This is a genomic window from Acidobacteriota bacterium, assembly GCA_028875725.1.
Classification (GTDB): Bacteria; Acidobacteriota; Thermoanaerobaculia; order Multivoradales; family Multivoraceae; genus Multivorans.
The window spans coordinates 591,015-616,473 of record JAPPCR010000015.1 but is presented as its reverse complement, the minus strand read 5'-3'; the positions used below and the strand labels follow the sequence as shown (position 1 = coordinate 616,473).

Here is a 25,459-nt window from a genome sequence, read left to right as displayed (position 1 = left end):
TCTCCTGATGATCAGGCGTCGCTCGCGAGGCCGCGGCGCCGCGGACGGAAACTGGTATACGACTGTAACCAAACCAGCAGGGGCCGGGGAGCGGAGCGCTAGCCGGCCACGGATGAGTTCCAGGAAGCTTGGGAGGAATGAAGAGAATGGAGATACGAGGCGCCGTCCTGCGGGTGGCGATGGTCGTCCCGCTCGCGGGACCGGCCGTTGCATTCGCGGCGCAGGACGAGGTGCCTGCCTCGGCCTACGACCGCGCGGCGAAGATGCTTGGCGTCGCGTCGCTGATCTTCAACGAAACGGTGACGCCGCACTGGATCGGGGACAGCGAGGCGTTCTGGTACCGCAGCGACGACCGTGACGGCCACCGATTCTGGCGGGTCGAGCCGCTGGCGAGCGACGAGCGGCGGCGTCCGGCCTTCGATCACGCCCGGCTGGCGGCGTCGCTGAGCGGACTTCGCGACGAGCCCGCGGAGCCCCTGGCGCTGCCGTTCGAGAGCATCGACCTGTCGACGGACGGCGAGGTGTCCTTCCAGATCCCGGGCGAGAAGGGGCCCGAGTCGTTCCGATGCACCGTGGACGGCGCCGGGTGCTCGCGCGTCGAAGCGCCGGCCGCCGCGGTGGAAGAAGAGGACGAGAAGAAGGGTGACGAGGGCGCCGAGCCTGAAGTAGCTCGGCACGAGACCCCGCCACTGCCGTCTCCCGACGGGACGTACAGCCTCGTCGTACGGGATCACGACCTCTACCTCGTTACCACCGGGAGCGGCGAGGAGCGCCGCCTGACCGATGACGGCGTGCCGTTCCACGACTACGCCTCGCGTCCCGAGGCGCGGCTCTCGACGATCACCGAGAAGCGCGCGGGCGTCGTGTTTCCGCCCTCGGCCCTGTGGTCGCCTGACGGCAGGACAGCTCTCACCGTCCGCCTGGACCAGCGCGACGTGGGCGAGATGCACGTCCTGCAGACCACCGATCTCGGCGACAGCGCCCGGCCCATCCTGCACACCTTCCGCATGCCGATCCCCGGTGACGAGGGCGTGCCGTGGAGCGAGCTCCTGCTCGTGGATGCCGAGAGCGGCATGGTGAGACCGGTCGACACCGAGCGGGTCCACACGCCCTTCATGGCGCTGGCCGACCTGGGTCAGCTCTGGTGGAACGACGACGGCTCGAAGGCGTACCTGCTGCGCCGGCCGCGCGGCGCGCGCTCCATGCGGCTCGACGAGATCGACGCCTCGACCGGCGCCGCCCGCACGCTGGTGGCCGAGACCTCCAGGCACCACGTCGAGCCGACCCTCCTGATCGGCACGGGCACGCCCAACATCAGGGTGCTCGAGAGCGGCGAGGTGCTCTGGTACTCGCAGCGCGACGGCTGGGCGCACCTCTACCTGTACGGCCGCGACGGCGGTCTGCTCCGCCAGGTCACCCGGGGCGCCTGGCTGGTGCGTGACCTCGTGCATGTCGACGAGGCGTCGCGAACGGTCTACTTCACCGCGGCGGGCCTGGATCCCGCCGCCGACCCCTACCTGCGCACCTTCGCCCGCGCTTCGCTCGACCGCACGACGTCGCGCCCGGAGATCCTCACGCCCGAACCAGGCGACCACACGGTGACGGCCTCGCCAGGCGGCAAGTCGTTCGTCGACCAGTGGTCGCGCATCGACCAGCCGCCGCGGTCGCGGGTCCTGCTGCCGGACGGCCGCGTCGCGGTGGAACTCGAAGTCGCCGACTTCGAGTCGCTGGTCGAGCTGACCGCCCTGCCGGTTCCCTTCACCGTCAAGGCGCGGGACGGCAAGACGGACATCTACGGCAACGTCTTCTTCCCGCCCGGCTTCGACCCGGACGAGGAAGGAACCAGCTACCCGGTGATCGACGGCATCTATCCCGGGCCGCAGGTGCATCGGGTGACCAAGAACTGGCACGACCCGACGCTGTTCCTGAGCTACGACCTGGCGCTGGCGCAACTCGGCTTCGTCGTGGTCACGGTCGACGGCTTCGGAACGCCGCTGCGCTCGAAGGCCTTCCATGCGCGCTCGGAGGGGAACCTGCAGGAGGCCGGCGGTCTTCCCGACCACCTGGCCGCCATCCGCCAGCTCGCCGTTCGCTATCCGCAGATGGACCTCGACCGGGTCGGCGTCTACGGCCACTCCGGGGGCGGTTTCGCCTCGGCGCGCGCCATCTTCGCCTACCCGGAGTTCTACAAGGTGGCGGTGTCGTCGGCCGGCAACCACGACCAGCGGGGCTACATCCAGCTCTGGGGCGAGTCGTACCACGGCAACCCCGAGACGGTGAGCTACGAGGAGCAGGCCAACGCCTCGATCGCCCACCAGCTCGAAGGCAAGCTGCTGCTCGCCTACGGCGCCTTGGACGACAACGTGCCGCCGGCGCTGACGCTGCAGGTCATCGAGGCGTTGACGAAGGCGAACCGGGACTACGACCTGATCGTCCTGCCCTCCGGCAACCACGGTTTCATGTCCGATCCGTACTTCCTTCGCCGCAGTTGGGACTACTTCGTGCGCCACCTCGCGGGCAAGGAGCCGCCCGCGGACTACCGCCTGTCGCCGCCGGGCTCGTGAAGCTCGTCCTCGGGCACAGCCCGATCTTGGCTACGAAGCGGCTGGTGCTGGGCGCCGGCGCAATGCTCGTTCTCTGCGGTGGGCTGGCGTGCCAGTCCGAAGAGAACACCGTCGGCGTGGTTCTGGAAACCGCTCTCGGCGAGATCGAGGTACTGGTCTACCCGGACCGCGCCCCGATCTCGGCCAACAACTTCCTGGCCTGGGTCGCGGGCGGGCACTACGAGGGCGCGACCTTCTACAGGGTGACGCGCCCCGACAACACGACCGGGCCGAACCCGATCCAGGTAGTCCAGGGCGGACTCCTCGGTGAGGTCCTGCGGAGGGGAGAGTCGTCACCTCCCGGGGGCGGGCCGATACCGCCGATCGCCCATGAGACGACCGACACGACAGGCATCCCCAACGAACGCGGCACGATCGCCTACGCTCGGCTGGAGCCGGGAACCGCCGACTCGGAGTTCTTCTTCAACGTCGCCGACAACCCGGCGCTGGACACCGGCAACACGACGCGCCAGCCCGACGGCCAGGGCTACGCGACCTTTGGGCATGTGGTGCGCGGGATGGAGGTCCTCGAGGAGATCCAGGGTCTCCCGACGCTCACGGAAGCCGGGTCGGAGGTCACACGCGGCCAGATGCTGGAGCAGCCGGTGGTGATTCGGCAAGCCCGGGTCCTGGACGACTAGCTACCGCCCCCAGACCTCCTCGAAGACGCGGAGGTAGTTCTCGCCGAGGAACTTGCGGATCGTCCCGTCGCTGTGGCCTCGGCGGAGCAGTTCCTCGGTGATGGCGGGGACCTTGCCGATGTGCTCCAGGCCCTCGGGCGCGAGTTCGATGCCGTAGTGGTCGCTGCCCATGCCGATGTGGTCCGGGCCCATCACGTCGAGCGCGGTCTCGATGTCGTCGACGACCTCGGACAGGTTGCGGTGGGTGATGTGGATGAGTCCCAGCACGCCGCCGTTCTCGGCGATCGCCTCCAGCATCTTCCGGTCGCGCGGCAACTCAAGGCGCGTTCGAGGGAGCGTACCTCCGCCGAGGCGCGACTCCGGGTCGCTGTTGGGAAACATGGTGGGCGTCGTGTGGGAGAGGATGACTGGACGGTCGACGCGGTCGAGGATCTCCCAGTAGCCGCGCTCGCCGATGTGCACCAGGTCGACGACGATGTTCAGTTCCACCATCCGGTCGATCAGTGCCTTGCCGGCGGCCGTCAGCCCGCCCTGGTCGTCGGCGGCCCAGCAGCCGTCGGCGTAGATGTTGCGGCGGGTGTGGGTCAGGCTGGCCACCCGCAGGCCGAGCTTGTAGTACAGATCGAGGAAGCGCGGGTCGGCGCCCAGCGCTTCGCAGCCCTCGAAGGAGAAGACCAGGGCGACGCGTCCGTCCTTCTTCGCCTGGCGGATCTCGGCCACTGAAGTGGCGAGCACCAGGTCGTCGAGCCGCTCGACCTCGTGGTGCAGGTTCCAGGTCATCTCGAGCCCACGATGCAGCGGGCTGTTGAGCTGCTCGTCGTCGAGGTAGACCGCGCAGAGCTGCGAGGTGATGCCGCCTTCCCGCCAGCGCGGCAGGTCGTACTGGCCCATGCACCCGAACCAGACGGTGTGCGCCGACATCCCGAACAGGGCGAAGGGGCCGATGTCGAAGCCGAGCGGCGGCTGCCAGCCCTCGGAGTCGGGGAGTTCGACCCCTTGGTCGAGCTTCACCTTGCCGTCGCTGACGGGAATCAGGATGTCGCAGTGACCGTCGATCACGATCGATTCGCGGTGAAGAGCGGCGGCGCGCTCAGAGATCTCCATCAGTGTCCTCTCCCGATTCCGGCCGTTGGTGGCGGCTCAGTGCGACAGCGCCAGACCGCTGAGCAGGGTGGTCGCCGCGGCGCGCCGCTTGCCGTCCTCACCGATCGTCGCCCCGACGACGTAGCCGCGCGGCGCCCGCGACTCGATGCCGGCCGGCACGACCTTGATCTGGAGCCCGAGCCCGCGCGCCGCCTCGAGCAGTTCGGGAGAGAAGTCGCCTTCGATGACCTGCGTGCTGGGAGAACCCATGGGGCCGAACGCCGGCAGGTGCGGCGACGGAGCGTCGATCGCCTGCTTGATGTCCATCTCCCAGTCGAGCAGGTTCAGGAGGACGCTGATCGTCTTCTGGTGCAGGCCGGAGCCGATGGAGGCGAGGGCGGCCACCGGCTTGCCGTCCCGCAAGACGATCATCGGCTCGGTCGGGTCGGGGAGCCGCTTGCCGGGGCCGGTCTCGGCGATCAGCGCCTGCTGGAAGGCCGCCGAGTCGGGGATCGAGATGCCGTCGACGAAGATCGCGGTGTCGCCCCAGGCCGACGTGTTGATCGTGTGGACGACCGCGGCGACGTTGCCGTACGCGTCGATGGCGACGATGGCGTCCGAGTGCTTCGGATCGACCGGGGCGGGGACCTTCGTCAGGGGAGCGATGCCCGACTGCATCCTCTTCCAGAGACCCGCGGCGTTCTCCTTGCTGGTCCGGCCCGCCAGGGTGGCGTCGAGGTCGCCGTACAGCGTGCGGCGCATCGGTTCGGGCAGGAAGACGAGGCTCATCAGGTTGGTCATCTGGTTGACCCAGAAGAAGGTCTCCGGCGACTTCGCATAGTGACCCATGTCGCGCAGCCCGGCCGCCTCGGAGAGGTTGAGCACCTCGGCGACGTGGACGCCGCCCTGCGCCGGCAGGCCGTGGCCGTAGACGTCGAAGCCGTTGTAGGTGGAGTGCACGGGCGAGGCTGTGAGGGCTTCGTAGCTCCGCATGTCCTCCATCGAGAGCTTGCCGCCGTCGCGCTGGACCGCCTCGACCAGCCGTTCGGCCCAGGGACCGCGGTAGACGTAGTCGATCCCCTGGTCGGCGACGGCGCGGAGAGTCGAGGCGAGTTCCGGCTGCCGGAGCATGTCGCCCTCGCCAAGAAAGGCGCCGTCGTCGTCGGTGAAGATGCTGCGGGTAGAAGGCAGGCGGGAGAGCGCTTCCTTGCGCCGCTCGATCATGCTCGTGTGGATGGAGCCGAGCAGGACGCCGTTCTCCGCGTAGTGGATCGCCGGTTCGAAGAGGCTGGCCCACGGCAGCTTCCCGAAGCGGTCGTGCGTGGCGCCGAGACCGCCGAAGAAGCCCGGCACCAGGGCGGTGCGTCCGCTCGGCTGGTGCTTGGCGCCGATCGTCGTCGAGGTCGGGATCGTCATCGGCTCGGTCTCGCCACGGACCGTGTCGTAGGCGCCGTTGATGTTGAACACTTCGCCGCTCTCCGCCTCGTAGTAGACGAGGTTGAAGATCCCGGCGTAGCTGACCCAGGCGCCGCCGGCCAGCGAGATCTGGGTGAGCGCGGTGGCGATCACGGCGTCCGCGGCGGTGCCGCCCTGGCGGAGGGCTTCGAGGCCCGCCCTGACCGCCGCCGGTCCGGTGGTGCCGCTGACTACGCCGTTCTCGCCTTCGGCCAGCGGCTTGTCCGTCTCGAAGAAGGCGTTCAGCTCCTCGAGCGCCTCGCGGTCGCTCCAGTTGGCCGGGCTGAGGTCGACCGTCGCCTCGTCGGCCGCGCCGGCGAACGCGGCAGGCGTGGCGAGGACGAACCAGGCGGCGAGGCAGAGTGCGCGGAGCCTTGTCTTCTTCATCGTCTTCTCCTCAAGTGCGGGAAGCGGCTAGCAGAGCTTACGCCGACCGTGACCTGGAAGTGTGCATCCAGCGCACGAGCAGAGGCGTCAGCGCACCGAGGACCGCCGCGACGAGCAGAGCCAGCAGCCCGATCCTGGTGTAGACGTTGCCGTACGTGGAGAGCGCCGCTTCAAAGTCGGCGACCTCTCCTCCGACCGTCGTGGCGCTCGTCAGCCGGGCGATCAACCCCGAGATGTAGCTCGACGCCGCGTAGGCGAGCATGAAGGACCCCATCATCGTCGAGACGATCTTCTTCGGCGAGAGCCGGGTCACCATCGACATGCCGACCGGCGCCAGACAGAGCTCGCCGGTCACCATCAGCAGGAAGGTGAGGGCGAACCAGATCAGAGCGACCTTGCCGTCGTCCGGCCGCAGGGCGCTGCCTAGCACCAGTACAAGGAAGGCGAGACTGATCTGGACGATCGCGAGTACGAACTTGATGGGTGTCGAGGGCTCCCGGCCGCGCCGGCCGAGCGCGATCCACAACCAACTGAACAGCGGCGCCAGTGCGATGACATAGATCGCCGGCAGGGATTGCAGCGTGGAGGCCGGAATCTCGAACCCGAAGAACTCGCGGTCGACCATGCGGTCGGCGAAGAGGTTGAGCGAGCTGCCCATCTGCTCGTAGAAAGCCCAGAAGCCGATGGTGAAGGCCACCAGGACGGCGCAGGCCAGAAGCTGGTCGCGCTCCGTCCGGTCGCACCGTCGCAGCGCGTAGTAGAGGATGAAGAGGCCCAGCGCCGCGCCGGTGGCCGACAGCAGGCCGCCGACGACCGGCGGATGCTGGAGCACCCACCAGACCCCGCCGACGAGGCCCAGGCTCGCGAGGTAGATGGCGCCTTCGCGAGGAAGCCCTGGAATCACGTGCTCCCTCAGAGCTTCCGGCCGCGGCGGATCCGCGTGGCCGCGGAGGTACTTCTGGCCCCTCAGGTAGAGCAGCAATCCGGCGAGCATGCCGACGCCGGCGAGGCCGAAGCCGTAGCGCCAGCCGTAGGTCTGGCCCAGCCAGCCGCAGAGCAGGGGCGCGACCGCCGCGCCCAGGTTGATCCCCATGTAGAAGACGGTGAAGCCGGAATCCCGGCGCGGATCGCCTTTCTCGTAGAGGGCGCCGACGACCGTGGAGGCGTTCGTCTTGAGGAATCCGACGCCGGTCGCGATCAGCGCCAGCGCCAGGTAGAACAGGCTCAGGTGGAAATCGCTGCGCTCGACGACGAGCCCTCCGGCGGACGAAATCTCCGTCGCCGCCGGACCCTCGATCGTCATCAGGAAGTGGCCGGCGACCAGCAGCAGGGCGCCGAAGGTGACCCCCTTGCGCGGGCCGAGCCAGCGGTCCGCCACCGCGCCGCCGAGCACCGGCAGCAGGTAGACCATCGACGCGTAGGCGCCGTAGAGCACGAAGGCGCGGCTGTCGCTGAAGAGAAAGTGCTGCGTCAGGTAGAAGATGAGCAGCGCCCGCATCCCGTAGTACGAGAAGCGCTCCCACATCTCGACCAGGAAGCAGACGCCCAGTCCAGGCGGGTGGTCGCGGAAGACCGGGATCCTTCGCCAAAAGCTCACGCTTGGAGCATCCTCACACGCGCGAGTCTAGGATGGGGCAAGCGAGGAGCACGGACTTGGCAGACAAAGTCGCAATCGTCACCGGCGGCGGCAGCGGGATCGGCCGCGCCGTGACGCACGGATTGGTCAAAGACGGCTACCACGTGCTCATTGCCGGCCGCCGCGAGGATCGGCTGGTCGCAACGAAGAGCGGCGCGGGCGATCCCGACAAGGTCCGGACAGTAGCCGCGGACATCAGCACCGTGGAGGGTGTTCAGGCGGTGTTCGACCGCCTGACGAGCGCGTTTGGCCGGCTGGACCTGCTGTTCAACAACGCCGGCACCGGCGCGCCGCCCGTGCCGATCGAGGACCTGACCCTCGAACAGTGGAACCGGGTGGTCGGGGTCAACCTGACCGGCGCCTTTCTCTGCACGCAACGGGCGGTCAGGCTGATGAAGGAACAGGATCCCCAGGGCGGACGGATCATCAACAACGGTTCCATCTCCGCGCACGTGCCGCGCCCGAACTCCGCTCCGTACACGGCCACGAAGCATGCGATCACCGGGCTCACGCGGTCGACCTCGTTGGACGGCCGCAGGTTCAACATCGCCTGCGGACAGATCGACATCGGCAACGCCTACACGCGAATGACCGCGCGGATGTCCGAGGGCGTGGCCCAGCCCGACGGCAGAACAAAGCCGGAGCCCACGATCGACGTGCGCGCCGTCGTCGACGCGGTGCGCTACATGGCCGCGCTCCCGCTCGACGCGAACGTGCCCTTCCTGACGGTGATGGCGAACCAGATGCCGTTCATGGGGCGCGGTTGAGGTCCCCGTAGCCATCAAAGGCCGAACCTGTCGAGCAGCGCCGTCGGTGAGGGCTCCCGGTCGATGAGAGCGCGAAACAGCTCGGCGGCCGGCGCGGTGCTTCCCGCTTCCAGAATCGTCTCGCGATAGCGGTCGGCGACCTGCGTGTCCCACAGCCTGCCGGGCGCCCGCTCGAACGCACCGGCGACCTCGGCGGCCAGGACGTCGGCCCAGAGGTAGGAGTAGACGCCGGCGGCGTAGACCTCCTCCGAGAAGGTGTGCACGGCGTGGGGGACCCGCAGCAGCGGCTCGACGGCTGCCGGTACGCCGAGTTCGGACAGGACCTCTTCTTCCACCGCCATGGCGTCGATGGCTTGGCCGTCGGCGAGCTGGTGGAGCCTGAGGTCGACGATCGCGGTTGCCAGGTACTCGAGCGTGAGGCTGAAGATCCGGTCGTAGCGCAGCGCCTCGTCGAGCGAGGCGACGAGTTCTTCGGGCATCGGTTCGCCGGTCCCGACGTGGCGAGCGTGCCGGGAGAGCAGTTCCCGATCCCGCAACCAGAGCTCGTTGAGCAGCGCGGGCAGCTCGATGAAGTCCCATTCGACGGCGAGGCTGCCCAGCGACGGATAGCCGGCCCGGCAGAGGAGCATGTGCAGCGCATGACCGAACTCGTGGAAGAGCACGTTGGCGAGTTCCCAGACGAGGAGCGCGGGCTCGCCGTCCCGCGGCCTGGGCAGGCTGGATACGACCACGGTGTGGCCGCGGCTCGGTACCGGGTGAGAGGAGCGAGCCTGCAGTTGCGCCTGCCACGAACCGGGCGATTTGCCGTCCCGCTGATGGAGGTCGAGCCAGAGCACGCCGAGCGGGTCGTCGCCGCGGTGGACCAGGAACGCCTCGACCTCGGGATGGTAGGCGGGCGCATCGTCAAGCCGGCGAAAGCGGAGACCGTACAGACGCTCCGCGCTCCAGAACAGGGCCGACTTCACGGCGTCGAGGGACAGGTAGGGGCGTGCCGCGTCGGCGTCCAGACCGAAGTGCGACTGCCGGTACCTCTCCGCGTAGTAGAGGCGATCCCAGGCCTGCAACTCCCCGTCCAGCCCGTCCGCCCGGGCCAGCTTCTCCAACTCGGCGAGCTGTCGTCGCGTGGTGGCTTCCACGGCGCGCCAGACTTCCAGCAGCAGGTCGAGCGCGGCCTGCGGGTTGGCCGCCATTCGGGTATCCATCGCCAGATCCGCGTAGGACGAGTAGCCGAGCAGCCGGGCCTTCTCTCCGCGCAGACGGAGGATCTCGGCCATCACCGGCCGGTTGTCGTGCTCGCCGTCGTTGGCGCCGCGGCCCATCCAGAGCTTCCAGACCTCCTCGCGCAGTTCGCGGCGCCGCGATCGTGTGAGAAAGGGCCACACCATCGGACGCTGGATCGGCAGCGCCCACTGTCCGGGCCGTCCGCGCTTGTTGGCGGCGTCCGCCATGGCCGCGCGCCGCTCACAGCCTAAGCCATCGAGATCGTCTTCGTCGGCGAGCCAGAGAACGAGCGCGTCCTGCTCGGCCGTCAGATTGCGCATGAACTGCACCTGGAGCTCTGAGAGGCGGGCGCTTACCTGCGTCCAGCGTGCCCGCGCCTCGGGTTCGAGACCCGCACCGCGGAGGCGAAGACGCTCCCGCAGCACTTCGGTGAGTCGCCTTTGCTCCGCCGTCAGGCACTCCTGCTCGAGCACCGCGGCGATTCGTTCCAGCAGGTTGCGCTGGCCCGCGATCTCGTGCTCGAGGGCCGCAAGTCGCGGCGCCATCCGCTGGTGCAGTGCCTGCATCTCCTCGCCCGATCCGGTGCTGGCCAGGTGTCGCAGCAGATTCTCGAGGCGCGCCAGCGGCACGGCGCTGACCTCGAGCGCCTCGACCGTGTTCTCGAACGTCGGTGGCCGCGGATCGCTTGCGATCGCGGCGACGGCTTCGCGACGCTCGCCGGTGGCGAGTTCGAGCGCCTCCTCGAGGCCGCGCGGTTCGAGCCGCTCGAACGGCGGGAGACCGACACCAATGCCGGCTTCGTCCGGCCAGGGCTCGAGCAGCGAGGCTGCTTCGGTACCGGTGGCCACTTCAGGATTCGATCTCGCGCGCGGCTCTGCGCTCGATCGCCGCGATGATGACGGCATGTCGTCGACGGTCGATCGGGAAGCGCCAGATCCACATCGCGGCAATGCAGAGGAACGCCGCCGGCAGCAGCGAGAAGGCGAGCAGCAGGCCGAACCGGCCGCTCGCGCTCTGGGTCGTGACGGTGGCGTCGAAGCCGAACGTCCCCGCGATCAGGAGGCCCAGCGCGGCGCCGATGCCGACGTTGATCTTCTGCACCATGGCGTAGAAGGCGAAGTAGCTGCCGGCGTGGTCGTCGCGAAACCGCAGGCGGCCGTAGTCGACGACGTCCGCCAGCACGGCCGGCGCCGCCACCGCCTCCACCACGATCAGGGCGTTGACGACGAGCAGGGCCGTGATGAGCAGGAGCGCGGCGTTCTCCCCGGGGCCGATGAAGTAGTAGCTGAGCGAGGCGACGCCGGCGCCGACGTAGCCCACTGCCCATGCCTGTTGCTTGCCGAACCGGCGGCAGAGCGTGCCCCAGACGGGAGTGGCGACCAGGCTGATCGGAATGCTGATGACCATCACCACGGAAAGCTGCTCGCCGAGCTGCAGGTAGCCGTCGATGTAGAAGAACGAGAGGCCCGAGGCGATGCCGGCGCCGAGTCCGCCGATGGCGAACATCCCCGTGAAGCTCAGGAGCGGCCGGTTGCCGGCAACGGCGCGTCCGGCGTCCACGAGGGAGGATGATCCGTCGCCGGCCGACGATTCCTCACGCGACCGTCCGTTGGGCACGACCAGGGTGGCGACGAGGGCGGTGCCGAGCAGCGCGACCGCCGCCAGCCCCGCCGCCCAGCGCAGCGTCTCCGGCGTGAAGTCGGTGGAGCCGGTGATCGATTGCAGTGCCATGGGCAGCCCGAAGAAGGCCTGCAGACCGAGAAAGCGACCCATCGTACGCCAGGTGGTGATCCGCGCTCGCTCTTCATAGTCGTCGGAAATCTCCGCCAGCCAGGCGCTGTAGGGCACTTCCGAGACCGTCCAGCCGATGTCGGCCAGGAGATACCAGAAGAGGAAGGACCACATCGTCACCTCGCCGCTGGGCACGTAGAGGAACCAGCAGGCGATGACGGCAATGAGGGAGCCTCCCAGGAGCCAGGGCTTGCGGGTGCCGTGGCGAGCCCGGTAGCGATCGGAGAGAAAGCCGACGATCGGGTCGTTGACCGCGTCGAAGATGCGCGAGATCAGGATGACGAACGCGATCTCCTGGAGACTGAGCCCGAAGAACTTGGCGTAGATGCCCTGCAGGATGGAGATCGCCGGACCGTGAATGAAGGCCTGCGCGAACGAGGGCGCTCCGTAGGCGCCGAGGACGCCGCGGCCGAGCGCCGGGTTACCGCTCATCGGATGGCGCCCGCGAGAGCGCTTGGTCGAGGAAGGCCCGTACCGGTGGCACGACCGTTCCTGGATCGAGGCACAGGGAGTGGTCGCGCCCCGGGAACTCGTGCACGGTCCAGCCGAGCCGCTCAAGCTCGTCCCGCCGCTCCCGAACGGTGCTCGCGATCCGGATGTCCTCACCGCCGGGGTCGACGTCGCCACTGCCGCCGAAGAACACCATCCGGGGACAGTCGATCCCCGCTACGGCCCGCTGCTCCGGCCAGTCGAGCACGCTCTCGTAGAACGTCACCCACTGGGCGTACTGGGCCGCTTCGCGGAGGACGACCCGGGCCGACTGCGGTGGATCGTCGACCTGGCGGCGCGCGGCCCGGAGAATGTCGGCGTACTGACCTCCCAGGGGCGGCCAGCCGCCGATAGTCAGGGCCGACAGGCGATCGCTGCGTGCGGCCAGTTGAAGGCCGGCGGCGGCCCCCCACGAGTACGCCCAGTAGACGAAGTCCTCGAAGCCAGCCGCGTCGGCGGTCGCCAGCAGATCCGAGCAGACGCGCCGGGCCGTCATCTCCTTCGCCGGCGGCGAGGTGCTGCCTCCGATGTTCGGGTAGTCGACGAGCAGGACCCGGTAGGCGTCGGTCAACCGGTCGAGATAGCCGTCGATCGTGGCCGCGCTCTCGGGTCCGAAGATGTCGGTGTGGGACGCCATGAGCGGCAGGCCGAGCATCAGGGGCACTCCGTCCACCGGCCCCACGGTGCGGAATCGGATCGTGGCGCCCGGCGCGACCTCGACGTCGCCGTACTCGTCGATCACGACTCTGCCTTCCGGGGTGAGCCGGCGTCCAGCCGGCCGAGCGTCCGGCGCACGACATCGATCACGAAGTCGGGCGCTTCGTAGAGGAAGTTGTGCGCCGTTCCGGGAGGCGCTACGACACGCTCGGAGAGGTTGGAGAGGGTGAGGTAGCGCTCGCGGCTGCGCATGTAGAAGCGCTGCAGCCGCGCCGCGTCGAGTTGACCGGGCGTCGGCGCTTCCTCGTCGATCGTCTCGGCGACCTGGTCGAAGTCCCGCATGTCGCCGGGCGCGACGAGCCGGACCGGAATGCCGTCGAGGTCGCCCTCGTAGGGGAGAGTCGTCCAGGCGATGGATGCCATGCCTTCGGGCCTGAGTTCGTCGAAGATGGAAGCGCTGGCGCAGGCGGCCCGCGGGCCACGCTCCAGGGCGCGGGCGATGTGCCAGGCCTCGCCCAGTTGCTCGCGGATCAGCCGGTCGAGACGCTCGTACTCGGGGTTCGGCGGTTCCCGGGACAGGCGCTCGGCGAGTTCGTCCAGGCCGAAGAGCTGGAGCACCCCTACGAGTACCGGGCGCCACCGCATGCGCGCCAGGCCGGGAATCGGCGGCCCGTAGACGATCGTGTCCGGGGGAGTCGCGTCCATCAGCAGCAGCGCCGCGACGCTCCGGGGGCTCCGCCGTGCTGCGGCCGCGAAGAGCAGGCCGCCGAAAGAGTGGCCGGCGAGGACGAAGGGCCCCTCCTCTCCGGCGGCTTCGAGAGCCGCGAGCACTTCATCGGCCTCACGGTCGGTCGTGCGCGGGAACGGTCCCGGATCGCTCCAGCCGGTTCCGGGTCGATCGATCAGAATCGAACGCGCTTCCTTGCGCAGCTCACTGTGCAGGTGATGGAGCGCCAGACCACCCGCGTGTCCACCGGGCATCCAGACGACCGGCGGCCGCCCGCCGGCGTCTCCTTCCGCCAGCACGTGAATGCGGCGGCCTCCGACCCTGACCAGCACGCCGGGCGGCAGGTGGAGAGCGCGCGCCTTCCTTAGGCTCAGCAGATGGCGGAGCGTCCCCAGCACGAGCAGAACGCCCAACCCTGCAACAGCCACGGCGGCAATCCGCACTGAGCCGTCGCTTCGGAACGCCACGGCCGTCCCGATCGCCAGTGTTCCGCCGGCGGTCCACACGCCGGCGAGATCACGGCTCAGGAACGCGAGCGCGAGTTGCCGGGCGCCTGTCATCCTGTGAGTTTGACCTGTCGGCCCGCGAATTTCACCGAGGTCCGTAGCGAGGGCGCGGATCCGCGAGCGCAGTAGGAACTCGGTGAAATTCGCGGTAGGTCAGGACTTCATGAACCCTTGGGTCACGACGCGGTTCATGAAGGCGCTGCGCCTCTTGACCATCTCGCGGTGGTACATCGACATGCCGAACTCCTCCTCCGAGAACGGTTCGAGCACGGCCGGTCCGAGAAAGTCGATGACCAGGAAGGTGGCTGCCCACTCCTCGTCGACGTCGTCCTGGAGAAGACCGCGTTCGCGATTCAGCGCGACGAATCGACGCATGATCTCCAGCAGTTGACGGAGGAGAGCCTGGCTCCCCGGCGTCTTCTCCATCAGGGCCGCGCGCACGTAGAGGAGCGCGTCGCGCTCGCGCTCGACCCATTCGACGGCGTCCTCGACGAGGAGGTCAAGGGCCTCGGTGCCCAGGTGCTCACTGGCCCGCGAGCAGAGATCTTCGATCTGGGCAATGACCTGCCGATCGATCTCTTCCCGCAGGCCGGCCTTGGAGCCGAAGTGGGTGCGGATCAGGCCGATCGAGACGCCGGCCTCCGCGGCGATCTCGCGTACGCCCGCGGCCGAGTAGCCCTTCGCGGCAAAGAGATGGCGGCCTGCCAGGATGAGTCTCTGGCGGCGATTCAACTGAGTTGTGGTTGCAGTCTCCGTTGCGTTTTGGGGCATCGGTCGGTTCGCTGGGACGACCGGCTCAGAAGTCGAGCGAAAGCTCGACACCGATCTGCCGCGGATGGTCCTGGGTGTAGATGGTGGGGCCCCTTCCGGAGTTCGCGTAGATCGCGCCGTCTTCGCCCAGCAGGTTGTTGCCGAACAGGTGGATCCCGAACCTCTCGTTGCTGAAGCCGAACCGCGCGCGCATCAGATCGCGTGTGTCGGCCGAAGCTCCCGGCCCGAACTGGCCCAACTGGTCGTCGATGTGGCTCAGCCCGAGGAATGCCTGTCCGGCCCAGGTGTCGCCGAGCGCCCAGGCGTAGCTCGCCGACAGGGTTCCGGTCCACGAGGGCACGAACGGCAGACGGTCGCCGTTGCGCGCCCCTGTGGCGGCCGCGAACGTCGGATTGATGTTCGTGAACTCGGACTGGTTCCAGTTGGTGGAGAACTGGAAGGACAGCCCCGAAACGCTGGCCGGACGGTAGTCGAGTGCCAGATCGACGCCGTAGAGCTCGGAGTCGCCGATCTGGTAGTCGAGGAAGAGTCCGAAGACGGGCACGGCCTGGCGGGTGTCCCTCCAGTCCTGGAAGTAGGGAGCGACGTCGATCAGGAGGCGCCCTCCGCTGAGGGTGTACTTGGCCCCCAGCTCGTAGCTCCACAGTTCGTCGGAGTCGACTGCCACTGAACACGGCAGCCCGCCCAACTCGTGCAGCGCGCAGGTGTCGGGACTGTTGAAGCTGCCGCTACGGAAGCCCTTGGCGATGTTCAGGTAGTAGTTCGCCTGCTCGCTGGCGTCAAGGGCGAGGTTGAAGCGCGGGTTGACGCTGTCGAAGGTCGCCGGTTCCAACTGTGTGCTGAACGAGCTGCTGTACACGGACCGCTCGTCCTCGAAGGAACGGAGCCCCGCCAGCGCCACGAGCCGGTCGTCCAGGAAGGCGTACGAGACTTCAGCGAAGAGGGACAGGGACTCCGAACCGCGGTCAGCCGTGCTGTCCGGGAACACCGGCGGCTCAATCGACGAGAGGACAAGGGCGTCCGTCTCAGAGTAGTAGACGCCGACCAGCCACTGGAACGGAGAGTCGTTCTGCGAGACGAGCCGGGTTTCGTGGTTCAGGGCGTCCCCTGAGGTCTGAGCGAAGATGTCGAGGAATCCGCTCGGCGACAACGGGAACGGCAGGCCGACCTGCACTTCGTCGGTCGCGTCGATCTGCGTCGTGGTGCTGGTGAGCGAGGCGCCGCCGAAGCTGATCGTGAAGCTCCCGGTGGCGAGTTCGTACTCGCCGAGCGTGTAGTCGCCGGCGGACGCGGAGGTCGTCGTCGGGGGATCGAGGGCCGAGAGCAGGGTGCCGCCCTCCTGATCGGCTTCGTTGCCCGCGACCATCAGCCGCAGGTTGAACCGGTCGTTCGGCGTGGTGTCGAAGATGGCGCGGTAGTTGGTCACGTCGCCCGCGCCGAACTGGTCGTCGCCGGTTGTCGCCAGCAACTGGTAGCCCGCGGTGTCTTCGGTACTGGCGACCAGCCGCAGGCCCGTCTTGCTGCCCATGGGGACGTTGACCGCGGCATCGATGTAGTTGCCGTTGCCGCCGCCGTCGGTGCTGGAGTAGCCGCCGCGCAGGCTGGCCCCGAAGCCGCCGTAGTCCGGTGAACGCGTGATCAGGCGCACCGTGCCGCCCATCGAGCCGTTGCCGTAGAGCGTGCTCTGCGGACCACGCAGGACCTCGATTCGCTCCAGGTCGAACGAACGGCCCATCGGAGCGAAGTTCTGCCCGAAGACGAAGAAGGCGGCATCGTCGAAGTAGTAGCCGACGGTCGGATCGCCCAGGGCCTGCCCGATTCCGCGGATCTGGTAGCGGCGCAGGCCGACGTTGTTGGAGAGTTCTTCGGAGGCTCCCGGAACAAGGGTGATGACCTCGTTCAGATCCCGCATGTTGGCCTCCTGGAGAGCCTCGCCGGTGAAGGCCTGCACGGAGATCGGAACCTCCTGCAGTTCCTGCTCGCGCTTCTGCGCGGTGACCACGATGACTTCGCTCACCTCATCCGCGGGGGCCTCTTCCTCCTCGTCCTGTGCGCCCAACGGAGGCGCCAACAGGGTGGCGGCGAGAACGGCGGCGAGCCAGGCGAAGTTGGGATCGAGCTTGCGCATTGTGTCTCCTTGATCGGTCTGTTTGCCCCTGTATACGATCGTATCGTATACGACCGTATCGTGCGGGCGGATAGGGTCGGAACCGATGAACCGACGCTCTTTCCTGAAAGCCGGCGCGGTCGCCGCGGCAATGCCGATCGTCTCGCGGGCGCGGAGCTTCGGTCTGGTCGCGGCCCCACCGGATGTCGCGGTCGACCCGGCCATCCTCCAGCAGCTCGTCGACGATTCCGCTCGCAGCCTCGGCATCGTCGGCGCCCAGCTCGCGGTCTTCGACGGCGAGGCGGTCCACGAGGTTGCAACCGGCCTCGCGGTCCGTGAACGCGACCTGGCGGTCACGCCCGACACCCTGTTCCAGATCGGATCGACGACCAAGGTGTTCAACGCCGCCGTGGTCATGGCGCTGGTCGACGAGGGAACGCTCGACCTCGACGAACCCGTTGGGAGCTACCTCGACGGCGCGCCGGTGACGAGCGACCAGCCGCCGGTCGACATGACGCTGCGTCAACTGCTCTCGATGTCGTCGGGACTCGACAACGGGCCGTACACGGATCACGGTCGCGGCGACGACGCCCTCGGCCAGTACGTCGCCGCACTTGCCGGAATTCCCGGGATCTTCGAGCCGGGGACGGCCTACGGCTACTCGAACGCGGGCACCTGTGTCGCCGGGCTCGCGGCACAGCGGGTGATGGGCAAGAACTGGGAGACCCTGCTCGCCGAGCGGATCCTCGAGCCGCTCGGGCTCGAGCACTCCGCGAACTTCCCGGAGGACCTGCTCTACCACCCGGTGGCCCTCGGCTACTCGCAGACGCCGGTCAATCCCGAAGGCCGGCGGGTGCCGTTCTGGGGTCTGCCGCGCAGCATGGCGCCGGCGGGCGCGACCCTGTGCTGCAGCGCCGGCGACCTGGTGCGGTTCGCGGCCCTGTTCCTGCGCGGCGGCCAGTCGGCCGAGGGCCGGCAGGTGCTGTCGGAAGAGGCTGTCGAGGCGATGCAGACCCCGGAGATCGACATGCCGGCACGGGTCATCGCCCAGAAGTGGTGCCCCGGGCCCTACTGGAAGCGCTGGGGAGGCGAAGTGATCTACGGCCACAGCGGCACGAACACGGGCGGCTCGTCCCTGTTGCTTTGGTGTCCGAGCAAGGGTGTCGCCGCCGCGACGATCTCGAACGTGCCGAGCCAGGGTTATCCGCTCGCCGACCGCGTCTTCGACACCCTGTTCCCGGAGGTCTTCGGCATCGACAAGCCGGAAACCCCCACCCCGGACTCCGTGACGCCGGTGGAGGTCGATCTCGAGCGCTACGTCGGGCGGTTCGAGGCGGTGGGAAGTCGCTTCTCGTTCATCGTGGACGGTGATCGGCTCATGGCGCGGTCGCTGGGAGCCGGCGTACTCGAGTCGGAGCTGATTCCGCTCGGAAACGACCGGTTCCTGCCGCGCGACCCGGCGATGGGCGGCAACCGCGGCTGGGACGTGGCGTTCTGGGGAGACGACGGCAACGGTCGCGCGACGCACTACCTGAACGGCGTCTTCGCGCTGCGCCGCAGCGGCTGAATGGCGGCCGTCGCCGCCTCGCTCCGTCTCGAGGACCTGGCGGTCGATCCCTATCCGCACCTGGCGGAGCTGCGGTCCCGGGGCGACGCGGTGTGGGCGCCGAACCTGGGCATGTGGGTGGTCGCCGGCTACGACGACACGGTGTCCGTGCTGCGCGATCCGGAACGGTTCACCAACGACTCGCAGAAGTCCCTCATCCAGGCCACCTTCGGCCGCCAGATGCTGTCGGTCGAGGGCGAGGAACAGAAGCGCCACAAGCAGGCGTGCCTCGCTCCCTTCACCGGCAAGGCGTCGCGGGAGGTCTGGCAGCCGCGGGTCGACCGGCTCTGCGGGGAACTCCTCGAGGCCCGCGAGAGAACGGCCGCCGGCGGGGCGGCCGAGGTCGACCTGATGGCGGACTATGCCGCGCCGATCGCCCTTGAGACGATGGGAATCGTCGTCGGTTTGCCGTCCAGGGACCTGCCGCGGGTGCGCGCCTGGTACGAGGTGTTCGCCCGGTCGCTGGCGAACTTCGAGGGAGACGCGGAGCTACATCGCGCGGGCCAGGAGGCCGCGGCCGCGATGCGCGAGTACCTGGCGGAGAAGCTGGACGGACAGCAGGCGGCCGGCGGGGCGGGAAGCGGAACGCTGATGGAGGTCCTCTCCGGCCCTGGCGGAGCGCTCGCCCGCTCCGAGGCGCTGGCGAACCTGCTGATCGTCCTGTTCGGCGGCATCGAAACGACGGAGTCGATGATCGGCAACGCACTCCACTACCTGCTGAGCGAACCCGGCCTCCTGGCCGCCGTGCTCGACTCCCGGAACGAAGGGGAAGCGGCCTTCCTGGCCGCGGTCGAAGACGTGATGGAGGAGTCGCTGCGCTACGACCCGGCGGTCCAGACACTCACGCGGCACACGACAGCGGTTGTGAGCATCGGCGGCACGAAGATCGCGGCCGGCGAGACCGTGCAGTGCATGGTCGGCGGCGCCAACCGGGACCCGGCGGTGTTCGAAGACCCCGATCGCTTCAAACCCGGCCGGGCCAACGTCCGCAAGCACCTGGCCTTCGGTCTCGGCAACCACTTCTGCCTGGGCGCGCAGCTCGCCCGCGCCGAGACGCGCTCCGCGCTGCGTGCCCTGCTGGAGCGCTGGCCCGGCGTCGAGCTCGATCGTGCCTCTTCGCTACCGCCCTACGGCCACGAGTTCCGCAAGCCCGGACGTCTCGTGGTGCGCCGGAGGAACTCTTAGGGGCTCGGTACCTCGTTGTCGCGGGTCTGTTGACGATAGGCACACGATCGGCGACAATGGGTACCCGTTGATATGGCCCGTTGTCTCTGGGATCCCGCCAAGAACAGACGCCTGATCGCCGAGCGTGGGGTCAGCTTCGAGGAGGTTGCGACGCTGATCGAAGCAGGCGCGTTGGTTGACATCTTCGACCATCCGGATCCGAAGCGGCGCCATCAGCGGATCGCCGTGATCGAGATGGGCAGGTACGCGTACCTGGTTCCCTACGTCGAGACCGAGGGAGGCGACTTCTTCCTGAAGACGATCATCCCGAGCCGGAAAGCGACCAAGAAGTACCTAAGGAAGGGTGGGGGAAAATGACCCAGCGTTCAACGAAGCTCGACTCAGCAGCACTCGACCCGGAGGAGCGCGAGATCCTGAGAGCCTACGAGGAGGGAAGTCTTCGAAGAGTCTCGAGTTCGTCTCGGGTTGCCGACCGGCTGAAATCCGCGGCCCGCGAGACACTCCGCAAGGACAAGCGCATCAACATCCGACTGCCGAGCCACGACCTGGTCGAAATCAAGCGGCTGGCGGCCCGTGAGGGCGTTCCATACCAGACTCTGATCTCGAGCATCCTTCACAAGTACGCCACCGGGGAGCTTGGGTAGCCGAAGCGGCCTCCTGAGTCCTCCGTCGCAAAGGGTCGGTCGCCTCGGTCGCGACACTGTTGTCACCTCACTCCACGGCGAGCCGCCCGAAGCGGATCGCGGTGCGGCGCCGGTCGGGGCTGTCGGAGCTGTCCCAGACCGCGAGCCATCCGCCCGATTCGTCCGCGGACGGCTCCTCGAGCAGCGTGGGATAGCTGTTGAGGTTGCCGCCGTCGTAGAACGTGCGCTGAGGCGACCAGTCGCCGCCGGGCGCCCGCGTCTTGTAGTAGAGGCCGCGCCGGAACGCACTGTCCCCGTAGACGTAGATGTGGCGGCCGGAGGAGTCCCGGCCGAAGAAACTCTTGGCCCGGTGATTGGGCAGTTCGGGCTCGGGCTGCGCCGTCGACCACGTCCGCCCCCCGTCCTCGCTGCGAGTCGAGTAGGCCAGAGGGGGATCGAGCGGCCGCTCGCGGTCCATCGTGGCCGTCCGCATGACCATCTCGATCACGCCGTCACCGATGGGAGCGATCTTCCCCTCGTGCAGGAAGACCGGATCGTCGTCCGGATACGGAACGTAGCCGGCCAGTTTCCAGTGAAGGAGACTCTTGCTCTCGAGCACGAACTGGCGCCGGTCGCCATGGGGGTCATGTCGTCGCGAGTTGCGGTGGGCGGGCAGCAGGTAGTGACGGACTCCGTCGCGCTCTACCGTCTCGATGCCCGCGACGATGATCAGCGAGCCCTGGTAGCCCATCGCCAGCTCGACGTGGTTCCAGGAGTAGCCGCCGTCGGCCGTGTATGCCGCCACGAGGTCGGCGTTCTCGCTGTCCCGGTAGTGCATCGGAGCGCGCATGACGAAGAGCCAGACGACGTCCTGGTTGGGAGGCCTGAACAGCACGGAGTTGTTGTAGGCGTACTGCACGCTGCCGTTGCGCACGCGGTGGTCGAAGACGGTGATGCGTTCGTCCCAGGTCCTGCCGCCGTCGTGGCTGAGCGAGCAGACGATGTCGCCCATGTCCATCTTGCCGCGCACCTGCAGGCCGTAGGCGGCGATGAGGTGATCGTCGGTCCAGCGCGCGACGAAGGGCTCCCAGATCTTGTCGTAGGGACCTTCAGGGTCGAGCACGTCGATGGTGACGACGTCCTCCACGTCTCCCTGATACGTCTCGTCACCGGCGGCCCACGCCGCGGTGGTGCCCAACGCGAGAAGACACGAGGCGAGGAGAACCGGCGCGGCAAGGCGTTGTGCGTGTTCGAGGGAAAAGACGGGCATGGGTTCCTCCTGTCGCAGAGAGGCCGCGTCGCGTTGATAGCGTCGATGGCTGCTCCAATGATGCCAAGACCCTCCCGCGCCCGGTTCTGCATGACCTTGCTCCTGCCGGGAATGTTCCTGGCGAGCTGCACGCCGGCACCGCCTACGTTGGGCTTGGGGGAGGACGAAGTGGTCGTGCTCACCGGTGGCACCGACATGGTGTATCTGCAGCGGGCGGGCTTTCTCGAGACGATCCTGACGGACGCGTTCGCCGGCGCTCGGCCCACCTTCCGCGATCTCTCCTGGGAGGCGGACACCGTCTTCCGGCAAGGCTCTTCGCTGGAACGCTGGCGCGAAGACGGCTTCGGCGATTGGGACGCTCAGCTCGAACGGGTCGGCGCGACGGTAGTGATCGCGCAGTACGGCAAAGCCGAATCGATGACGGGAGCCGAAGGGCTCGAGTCGTTCAGGTCGGCCTACAACGCGTTGATCGACGGATTCCTGGAGCATGCCGACCGGGTCGTGCTCGTGTCTCCCACGCCCTTCGAGAGGCCGGCGAGCGAGTTTCTACCTGACCTTTCGCATCACAATCGGTCCCTTGCGCGGTACGTCCGGGCAACGAGGAAGATCGCCGCGGAGCGAGGCCTCCTCTTCGTCGACCTCTTTTCGGATGCGAGGCCGGGCTTGACGGAAAACGGCATGCATCTCAAGGAGGAGTCGCTACGGCACGTATCCGAGACGATCGCGGAGAAGCTCGGCTTCGAGGTCCCGTCCTGGGACCGGCTGGCCACGCTTCATGCGGCAGTCGCCGAGAAGCAGCGCCTGTGGTTGGACTACTGGCGTCCCGCCAACTGGAAGCTGCTCTTCGGGGACGACTCGACCCGGCGTTTCACCCAGTCGAGCCACGGCTATCTCACCTTCCGTGAGGAGTGGCAGCAGCTCGTCGGCCTGATCGAGAGCGCGGAAGAGCGTGTCTGGACCGTGGCCAACGGCGGTGCGGACCCGGGGCATCGACGTCCCGAGCCGGAAGAGTTGTTCGGCCATCCGGACGCGGATATCGAGGCGGAGCTCGCTTCGTTCACCGTGCCGGACGGCATGGAGGTCAATCTCTTTGCGTCGGAGGCGGACGGTCTCACCAACCCGATTGCGATTCGCTGGGACACGGCCGGCCGCGCGTACGTGACGGTCTCGACGACGTATCCGCATGTCTTCCCGGGTGATGTCCCGAACGACCGGATCATCGTGCTGGAGGATGCAGACTTCGACGGCGTCGCGGAGAGTTCGACCGTCTTCGCGGAGGGGCTGAACATTCCGACGGCCATGGAACTCGGCGATGGAGGCGTCTACGTCGGCCACCATGGCGAGCTGCTGTTTCTGAAGGACACGGATGGCGATGGACGAGCCGATACCCGGCGCGTTCTCCTCAGTGGATTCGGAACGGGCGATAGCCACCAGACGATCAGTTCCTTCACCTGGAGTCCCGGCGGCGAGCTGTACATGGGGCAGGGCGACGGCATCGAATCGCGCGTCGAGACCCCGTGGGGGTCGGCCGACCTGTACCAGTCCGGGTTCTTCCGCCTGCGCCCGCGCCTGCTGCAGATGCATCCCCTGCTGGACGACTTCATGGGCCCCGGCAACCCCTGGGGCGTCGCGTTCAGTGAATGGGGCCAGATCTACAGCGTCGATGGCGCGGGCGGCGTGACGAATCTCTCGCTCGGCCAGATCCCGACGACTCACCGGAGCCGCCTCGGCACGATCGGGGCGCCCGGCGGATATGCCGGCATCGCGTATCTCGACGGTCGTCACCTGCCGGCGGAGTACAGGGGCCAGTTCGCGATCGGCGACTACCAGGCGAATCGCGTCAAGCGGTTCTCCGTCGCGACCGATGGATCGGGGGCGGCCCTGAAGTGGGAAGAGCCGCTCATCCACTCCAGCCACCGGAACTTCCGCCCGGTGGATGTGAAGGTCGGCCCCGACGGCGCGGTCTACGTCGTCGACTGGTACAACCCGATCATCTGCCACCAGGACGACGAGTATCGGGATCCGACGCGCGACAAGGCGCACGGCCGGATTTGGCGGATCACGTCTTCCTCGGTGCCCCTCGTGAAGCCTCCGAGACTCCTCGATGCGCCGCTTCAGGATGTGGTGGCGGCCCTCGAAGCTCCCGAGCGCTGGACGCGCTACCAGGCGAAGCGGGAGCTCACCCGCCGCGACACGGAGACGGTCGCCACCGCCCTTGGAGAGTGGGTCGCGAGCCTGAACCCGGAAGGCGATGCGTACGAGCGCCACCTCTTCGAAGCGGTAGGCGCCTACGCGACGATCGAGGTTCCGGCCCCGGAGGTCCTGGGGAGGTTGCTCGAAGCGAAGGAGCCCGGCGGACGCGCCTTCGCTTCGCGCATCGTGGGCCGATGGCACGACCGCCTCGAGGATCCGCTGGCGCTGCTCGCCAGGCGCGTGGAAGACGACGACGCGCAGGTACGGATGGAGGCCGTTGCCGCGGCTGCCGCGATCCCCCAGCCGGAGTCCATCACCGTGGTCGCGCGCGCGGTCGATCGCCCGATGGACGACTCGATGGAGTACGTCTTCTCGCAGGCGATTCAGCACCTCAAGCCGCACTGGGAGGCGGCGCACGAACGCGGAGACCTCGAGTTCGCCGAGTCGGCCCATCTCGCCGAAGTGCTCAACCGTGCCGGGGGAAGGGAGAGGCTCGCGGACCTGCGCAGGACCGCCCTGTCCTACCACCTCGACGAAGACACGCGTCTGACCGCGATCGAGAATCTCCTGGCGGTTGGCGGAAAGGAAGAGATCGAAGAGTTCGTGCTCATGCCGGATCGCTATGTGAGCGGCGGGAAGTACGACGCCGGCGCACATGCAGGGATCCTGGCCGCGGCCGCCAGGGCGACGCGCTCCGGAAGCCTCGAGCCGTACGACGATCCCTGGGGTCTGGCGAAGATGCTGGGGCACCCGAATCTCCAGCTTCGCGCCAACGCCGCCGTTCTCGCCGGGGTCTGGAGGGCCGAGGACGCGCGGGAGAATCTGCTCGTAATGGCCCGGGACGAGTCGTTGCCCGAGTTCGTGCGGACGGCCGCTTTCGGCGCCATCGCAAGTCTCGAGGCCGAGGGTGCGCGAGAGCTGCTCGCGGCCCATGCCGGTGCGCCGCACGCTCCCACGCTGCGCGTCTCAGCAATCGAGGCGCTCGTCGGCCTCGACTCCAGGGCGGCGGCGAAGCTGGCGGTCAGGCTGTTCGGGGAACCCGGCCTGGACGACACCACGGCCACCCGGGCGCTCGTCGCATTCCTCAACCACGAGGGAGGTGTGCCGGCTCTGACCGGGGCGATCGAGTCTGCCGGACTCGGCCGCGACGCCGCGAAGTCGCTGCTCCGTTCCTTCTACGCGAGCGGTCGTTCGGACAACGTCCTGCTGGCCGCGCTCAGTACGGCGAGTGGAGCGGATGCGCTTGAGCTGGACTACGACGCCGGCTTCGTGAAGAGCCTCGCCGAAGTCGCGGCGGAGCAGGGCGATGCCGCGCGGGGCGCGGTGCTCTTCGTCGACCTCGGCTGCGACTCCTGCCACCAGGTCGGCGACCAGGGAGGCGCGGTCGGGCCGGATCTCTCGGCGGTCGGCACGACGCTCTCCGCCGAACGGATCGTCGAAGAGACGTTATGGCCGAATCGCGCGATCAAGGAGGGATTCACCGCGCTGGAGATCACGACGTCCGATTCCATGATCCACCAGGGGTACAAGCGCTGGACGAGGGATAGCGAAGAGGCCGGCGATCTCGTGATCCAGGATCTCGCCACGGGGGAGCTGGTCACGATCAAGGCGGAGAACATCGAGGACGTCCGTGTGACGGGAAGTCCGATGCCCACGGGCCTGACGTCGTTGCTGTCACAGGCCCAGCTCCTGGACCTCTTCAAGTACGTCACGACCCTGGGCGCGAGGAGCTAGCAGAGGA

18 protein-coding genes are annotated in these 25,459 nt (G+C 68.1%); 8 read left to right on the top strand and 10 right to left on the bottom strand.

Annotated features, from left to right (window positions below):
* Positions 1 to 146: 146 nt before the first annotated feature.
* On the top strand, positions 147 to 2,564 hold the full coding sequence (locus tag OXI49_14060; protein ID MDE2691637.1) for a DPP IV N-terminal domain-containing protein: 2,418 nt from the start codon (positions 147 to 149) through the stop codon (positions 2,562 to 2,564).
* Positions 2,561 to 3,244, top strand: coding sequence for a peptidylprolyl isomerase (locus OXI49_14055; protein MDE2691636.1), 684 nt, complete (start codon positions 2,561 to 2,563; stop codon positions 3,242 to 3,244). Before OXI49_14060 ends, OXI49_14055 begins: the two co-directional genes overlap by 4 nt.
* Here OXI49_14055 and OXI49_14050 read toward each other — a convergent pair whose 3' ends face one another.
* The 3 genes from OXI49_14050 to OXI49_14040 are packed head-to-tail and all read right to left on the bottom strand — an operon-like array spanning position 3,245 to position 7,766.
* Complete coding sequence (locus OXI49_14050) at positions 3,245 to 4,348, bottom strand: membrane dipeptidase (GenBank protein ID MDE2691635.1); 1,104 nt, start codon at positions 4,346 to 4,348, stop codon at positions 3,245 to 3,247. It abuts the gene before it with no gap.
* 36 nt (positions 4,349 to 4,384) lie between these two features.
* Positions 4,385 to 6,169: a gamma-glutamyltransferase gene (locus tag OXI49_14045; protein MDE2691634.1), complete on the bottom strand. Its 1,785-nt coding sequence runs from the start codon at positions 6,167 to 6,169 to the stop codon at positions 4,385 to 4,387.
* Between the two features lie 37 nt (positions 6,170 to 6,206).
* A complete protein-coding gene (locus OXI49_14040) occupies positions 6,207 to 7,766 on the bottom strand; it encodes a peptide MFS transporter (protein ID MDE2691633.1) in 1,560 nt (519 codons plus the stop codon).
* Positions 7,767 to 7,798: 32 nt separating this feature from the next.
* Between OXI49_14040 and OXI49_14035 the strand changes: the two genes are divergently transcribed.
* Positions 7,799 to 8,572, top strand: a complete 774-nt coding sequence (locus tag OXI49_14035) for an SDR family NAD(P)-dependent oxidoreductase (protein MDE2691632.1) — start codon at positions 7,799 to 7,801, stop codon at positions 8,570 to 8,572.
* 14 nt (positions 8,573 to 8,586) lie between these two features.
* Here OXI49_14035 and OXI49_14030 read toward each other — a convergent pair whose 3' ends face one another.
* From OXI49_14030 to OXI49_14005, 6 genes are all read right to left on the bottom strand, one after another.
* Positions 8,587 to 10,641, bottom strand: coding sequence for a M3 family metallopeptidase (locus OXI49_14030; GenBank protein ID MDE2691631.1), 2,055 nt, complete (start codon positions 10,639 to 10,641; stop codon positions 8,587 to 8,589).
* Position 10,642: 1 nt separating this feature from the next.
* Positions 10,643 to 12,016, bottom strand: coding sequence for an MFS transporter (locus tag OXI49_14025; GenBank protein ID MDE2691630.1), 1,374 nt, complete (start codon positions 12,014 to 12,016; stop codon positions 10,643 to 10,645).
* A complete protein-coding gene (locus tag OXI49_14020; GenBank protein MDE2691629.1) occupies positions 12,006 to 12,815 on the bottom strand; it encodes an alpha/beta hydrolase in 810 nt (269 codons plus the stop codon). The genes OXI49_14025 and OXI49_14020 overlap by 11 nt, the downstream gene beginning before the upstream one ends.
* On the bottom strand, positions 12,812 to 14,017 hold the full coding sequence (locus OXI49_14015) for an alpha/beta hydrolase (protein ID MDE2691628.1): 1,206 nt from the start codon (positions 14,015 to 14,017) through the stop codon (positions 12,812 to 12,814). Before OXI49_14015 ends, OXI49_14020 begins: the two co-directional genes overlap by 4 nt.
* Before the next feature lie 99 nt (positions 14,018 to 14,116).
* Entirely contained in the window at positions 14,117 to 14,734 is a 618-nt protein-coding gene (locus tag OXI49_14010) for a helix-turn-helix domain containing protein (protein ID MDE2691627.1), read from the bottom strand.
* 25 nt (positions 14,735 to 14,759) lie between these two features.
* The gene (locus tag OXI49_14005) at positions 14,760 to 16,862 is read right to left on the bottom strand and encodes a TonB-dependent receptor (GenBank protein ID MDE2691626.1); all 2,103 of its coding nucleotides are present in this window, start codon (positions 16,860 to 16,862) and stop codon (positions 14,760 to 14,762) included.
* 85 nt (positions 16,863 to 16,947) lie between these two features.
* On the opposite strand from OXI49_14005, the gene OXI49_14000 reads away from it, so the two are divergent.
* The 4 genes from OXI49_14000 (at position 16,948) to OXI49_13985 (ending at position 20,276) form a co-directional block, all read left to right on the top strand.
* A complete protein-coding gene (locus tag OXI49_14000) occupies positions 16,948 to 18,408 on the top strand; it encodes a serine hydrolase (GenBank protein MDE2691625.1) in 1,461 nt (486 codons plus the stop codon).
* Positions 18,409 to 19,632 (top strand): cytochrome P450, encoded by a 1,224-nt coding sequence (locus OXI49_13995; protein MDE2691624.1) that lies wholly within the window; start codon positions 18,409 to 18,411, stop codon positions 19,630 to 19,632. It begins immediately after the preceding gene.
* Positions 19,633 to 19,704: 72 nt separating this feature from the next.
* A complete protein-coding gene (locus OXI49_13990) occupies positions 19,705 to 19,989 on the top strand; it encodes a BrnT family toxin (GenBank protein MDE2691623.1) in 285 nt (94 codons plus the stop codon).
* Positions 19,986 to 20,276, top strand: coding sequence for a CopG family antitoxin (locus OXI49_13985; GenBank protein MDE2691622.1), 291 nt, complete (start codon positions 19,986 to 19,988; stop codon positions 20,274 to 20,276). Before OXI49_13990 ends, OXI49_13985 begins: the two co-directional genes overlap by 4 nt.
* Before the next feature lie 67 nt (positions 20,277 to 20,343).
* Here the strand turns inward: OXI49_13985 and OXI49_13980 are convergent, their stop codons facing one another.
* Positions 20,344 to 21,525, bottom strand: a complete 1,182-nt coding sequence (locus tag OXI49_13980; protein MDE2691621.1) for a sialidase family protein — start codon at positions 21,523 to 21,525, stop codon at positions 20,344 to 20,346.
* A 60-nt stretch (positions 21,526 to 21,585) separates the two neighbouring features.
* Between OXI49_13980 and OXI49_13975 the strand changes: the two genes are divergently transcribed.
* Entirely contained in the window at positions 21,586 to 25,452 is a 3,867-nt protein-coding gene (locus OXI49_13975) for a HEAT repeat domain-containing protein (GenBank protein ID MDE2691620.1), read from the top strand.
* Positions 25,453 to 25,459 lie beyond the last annotated feature (7 nt).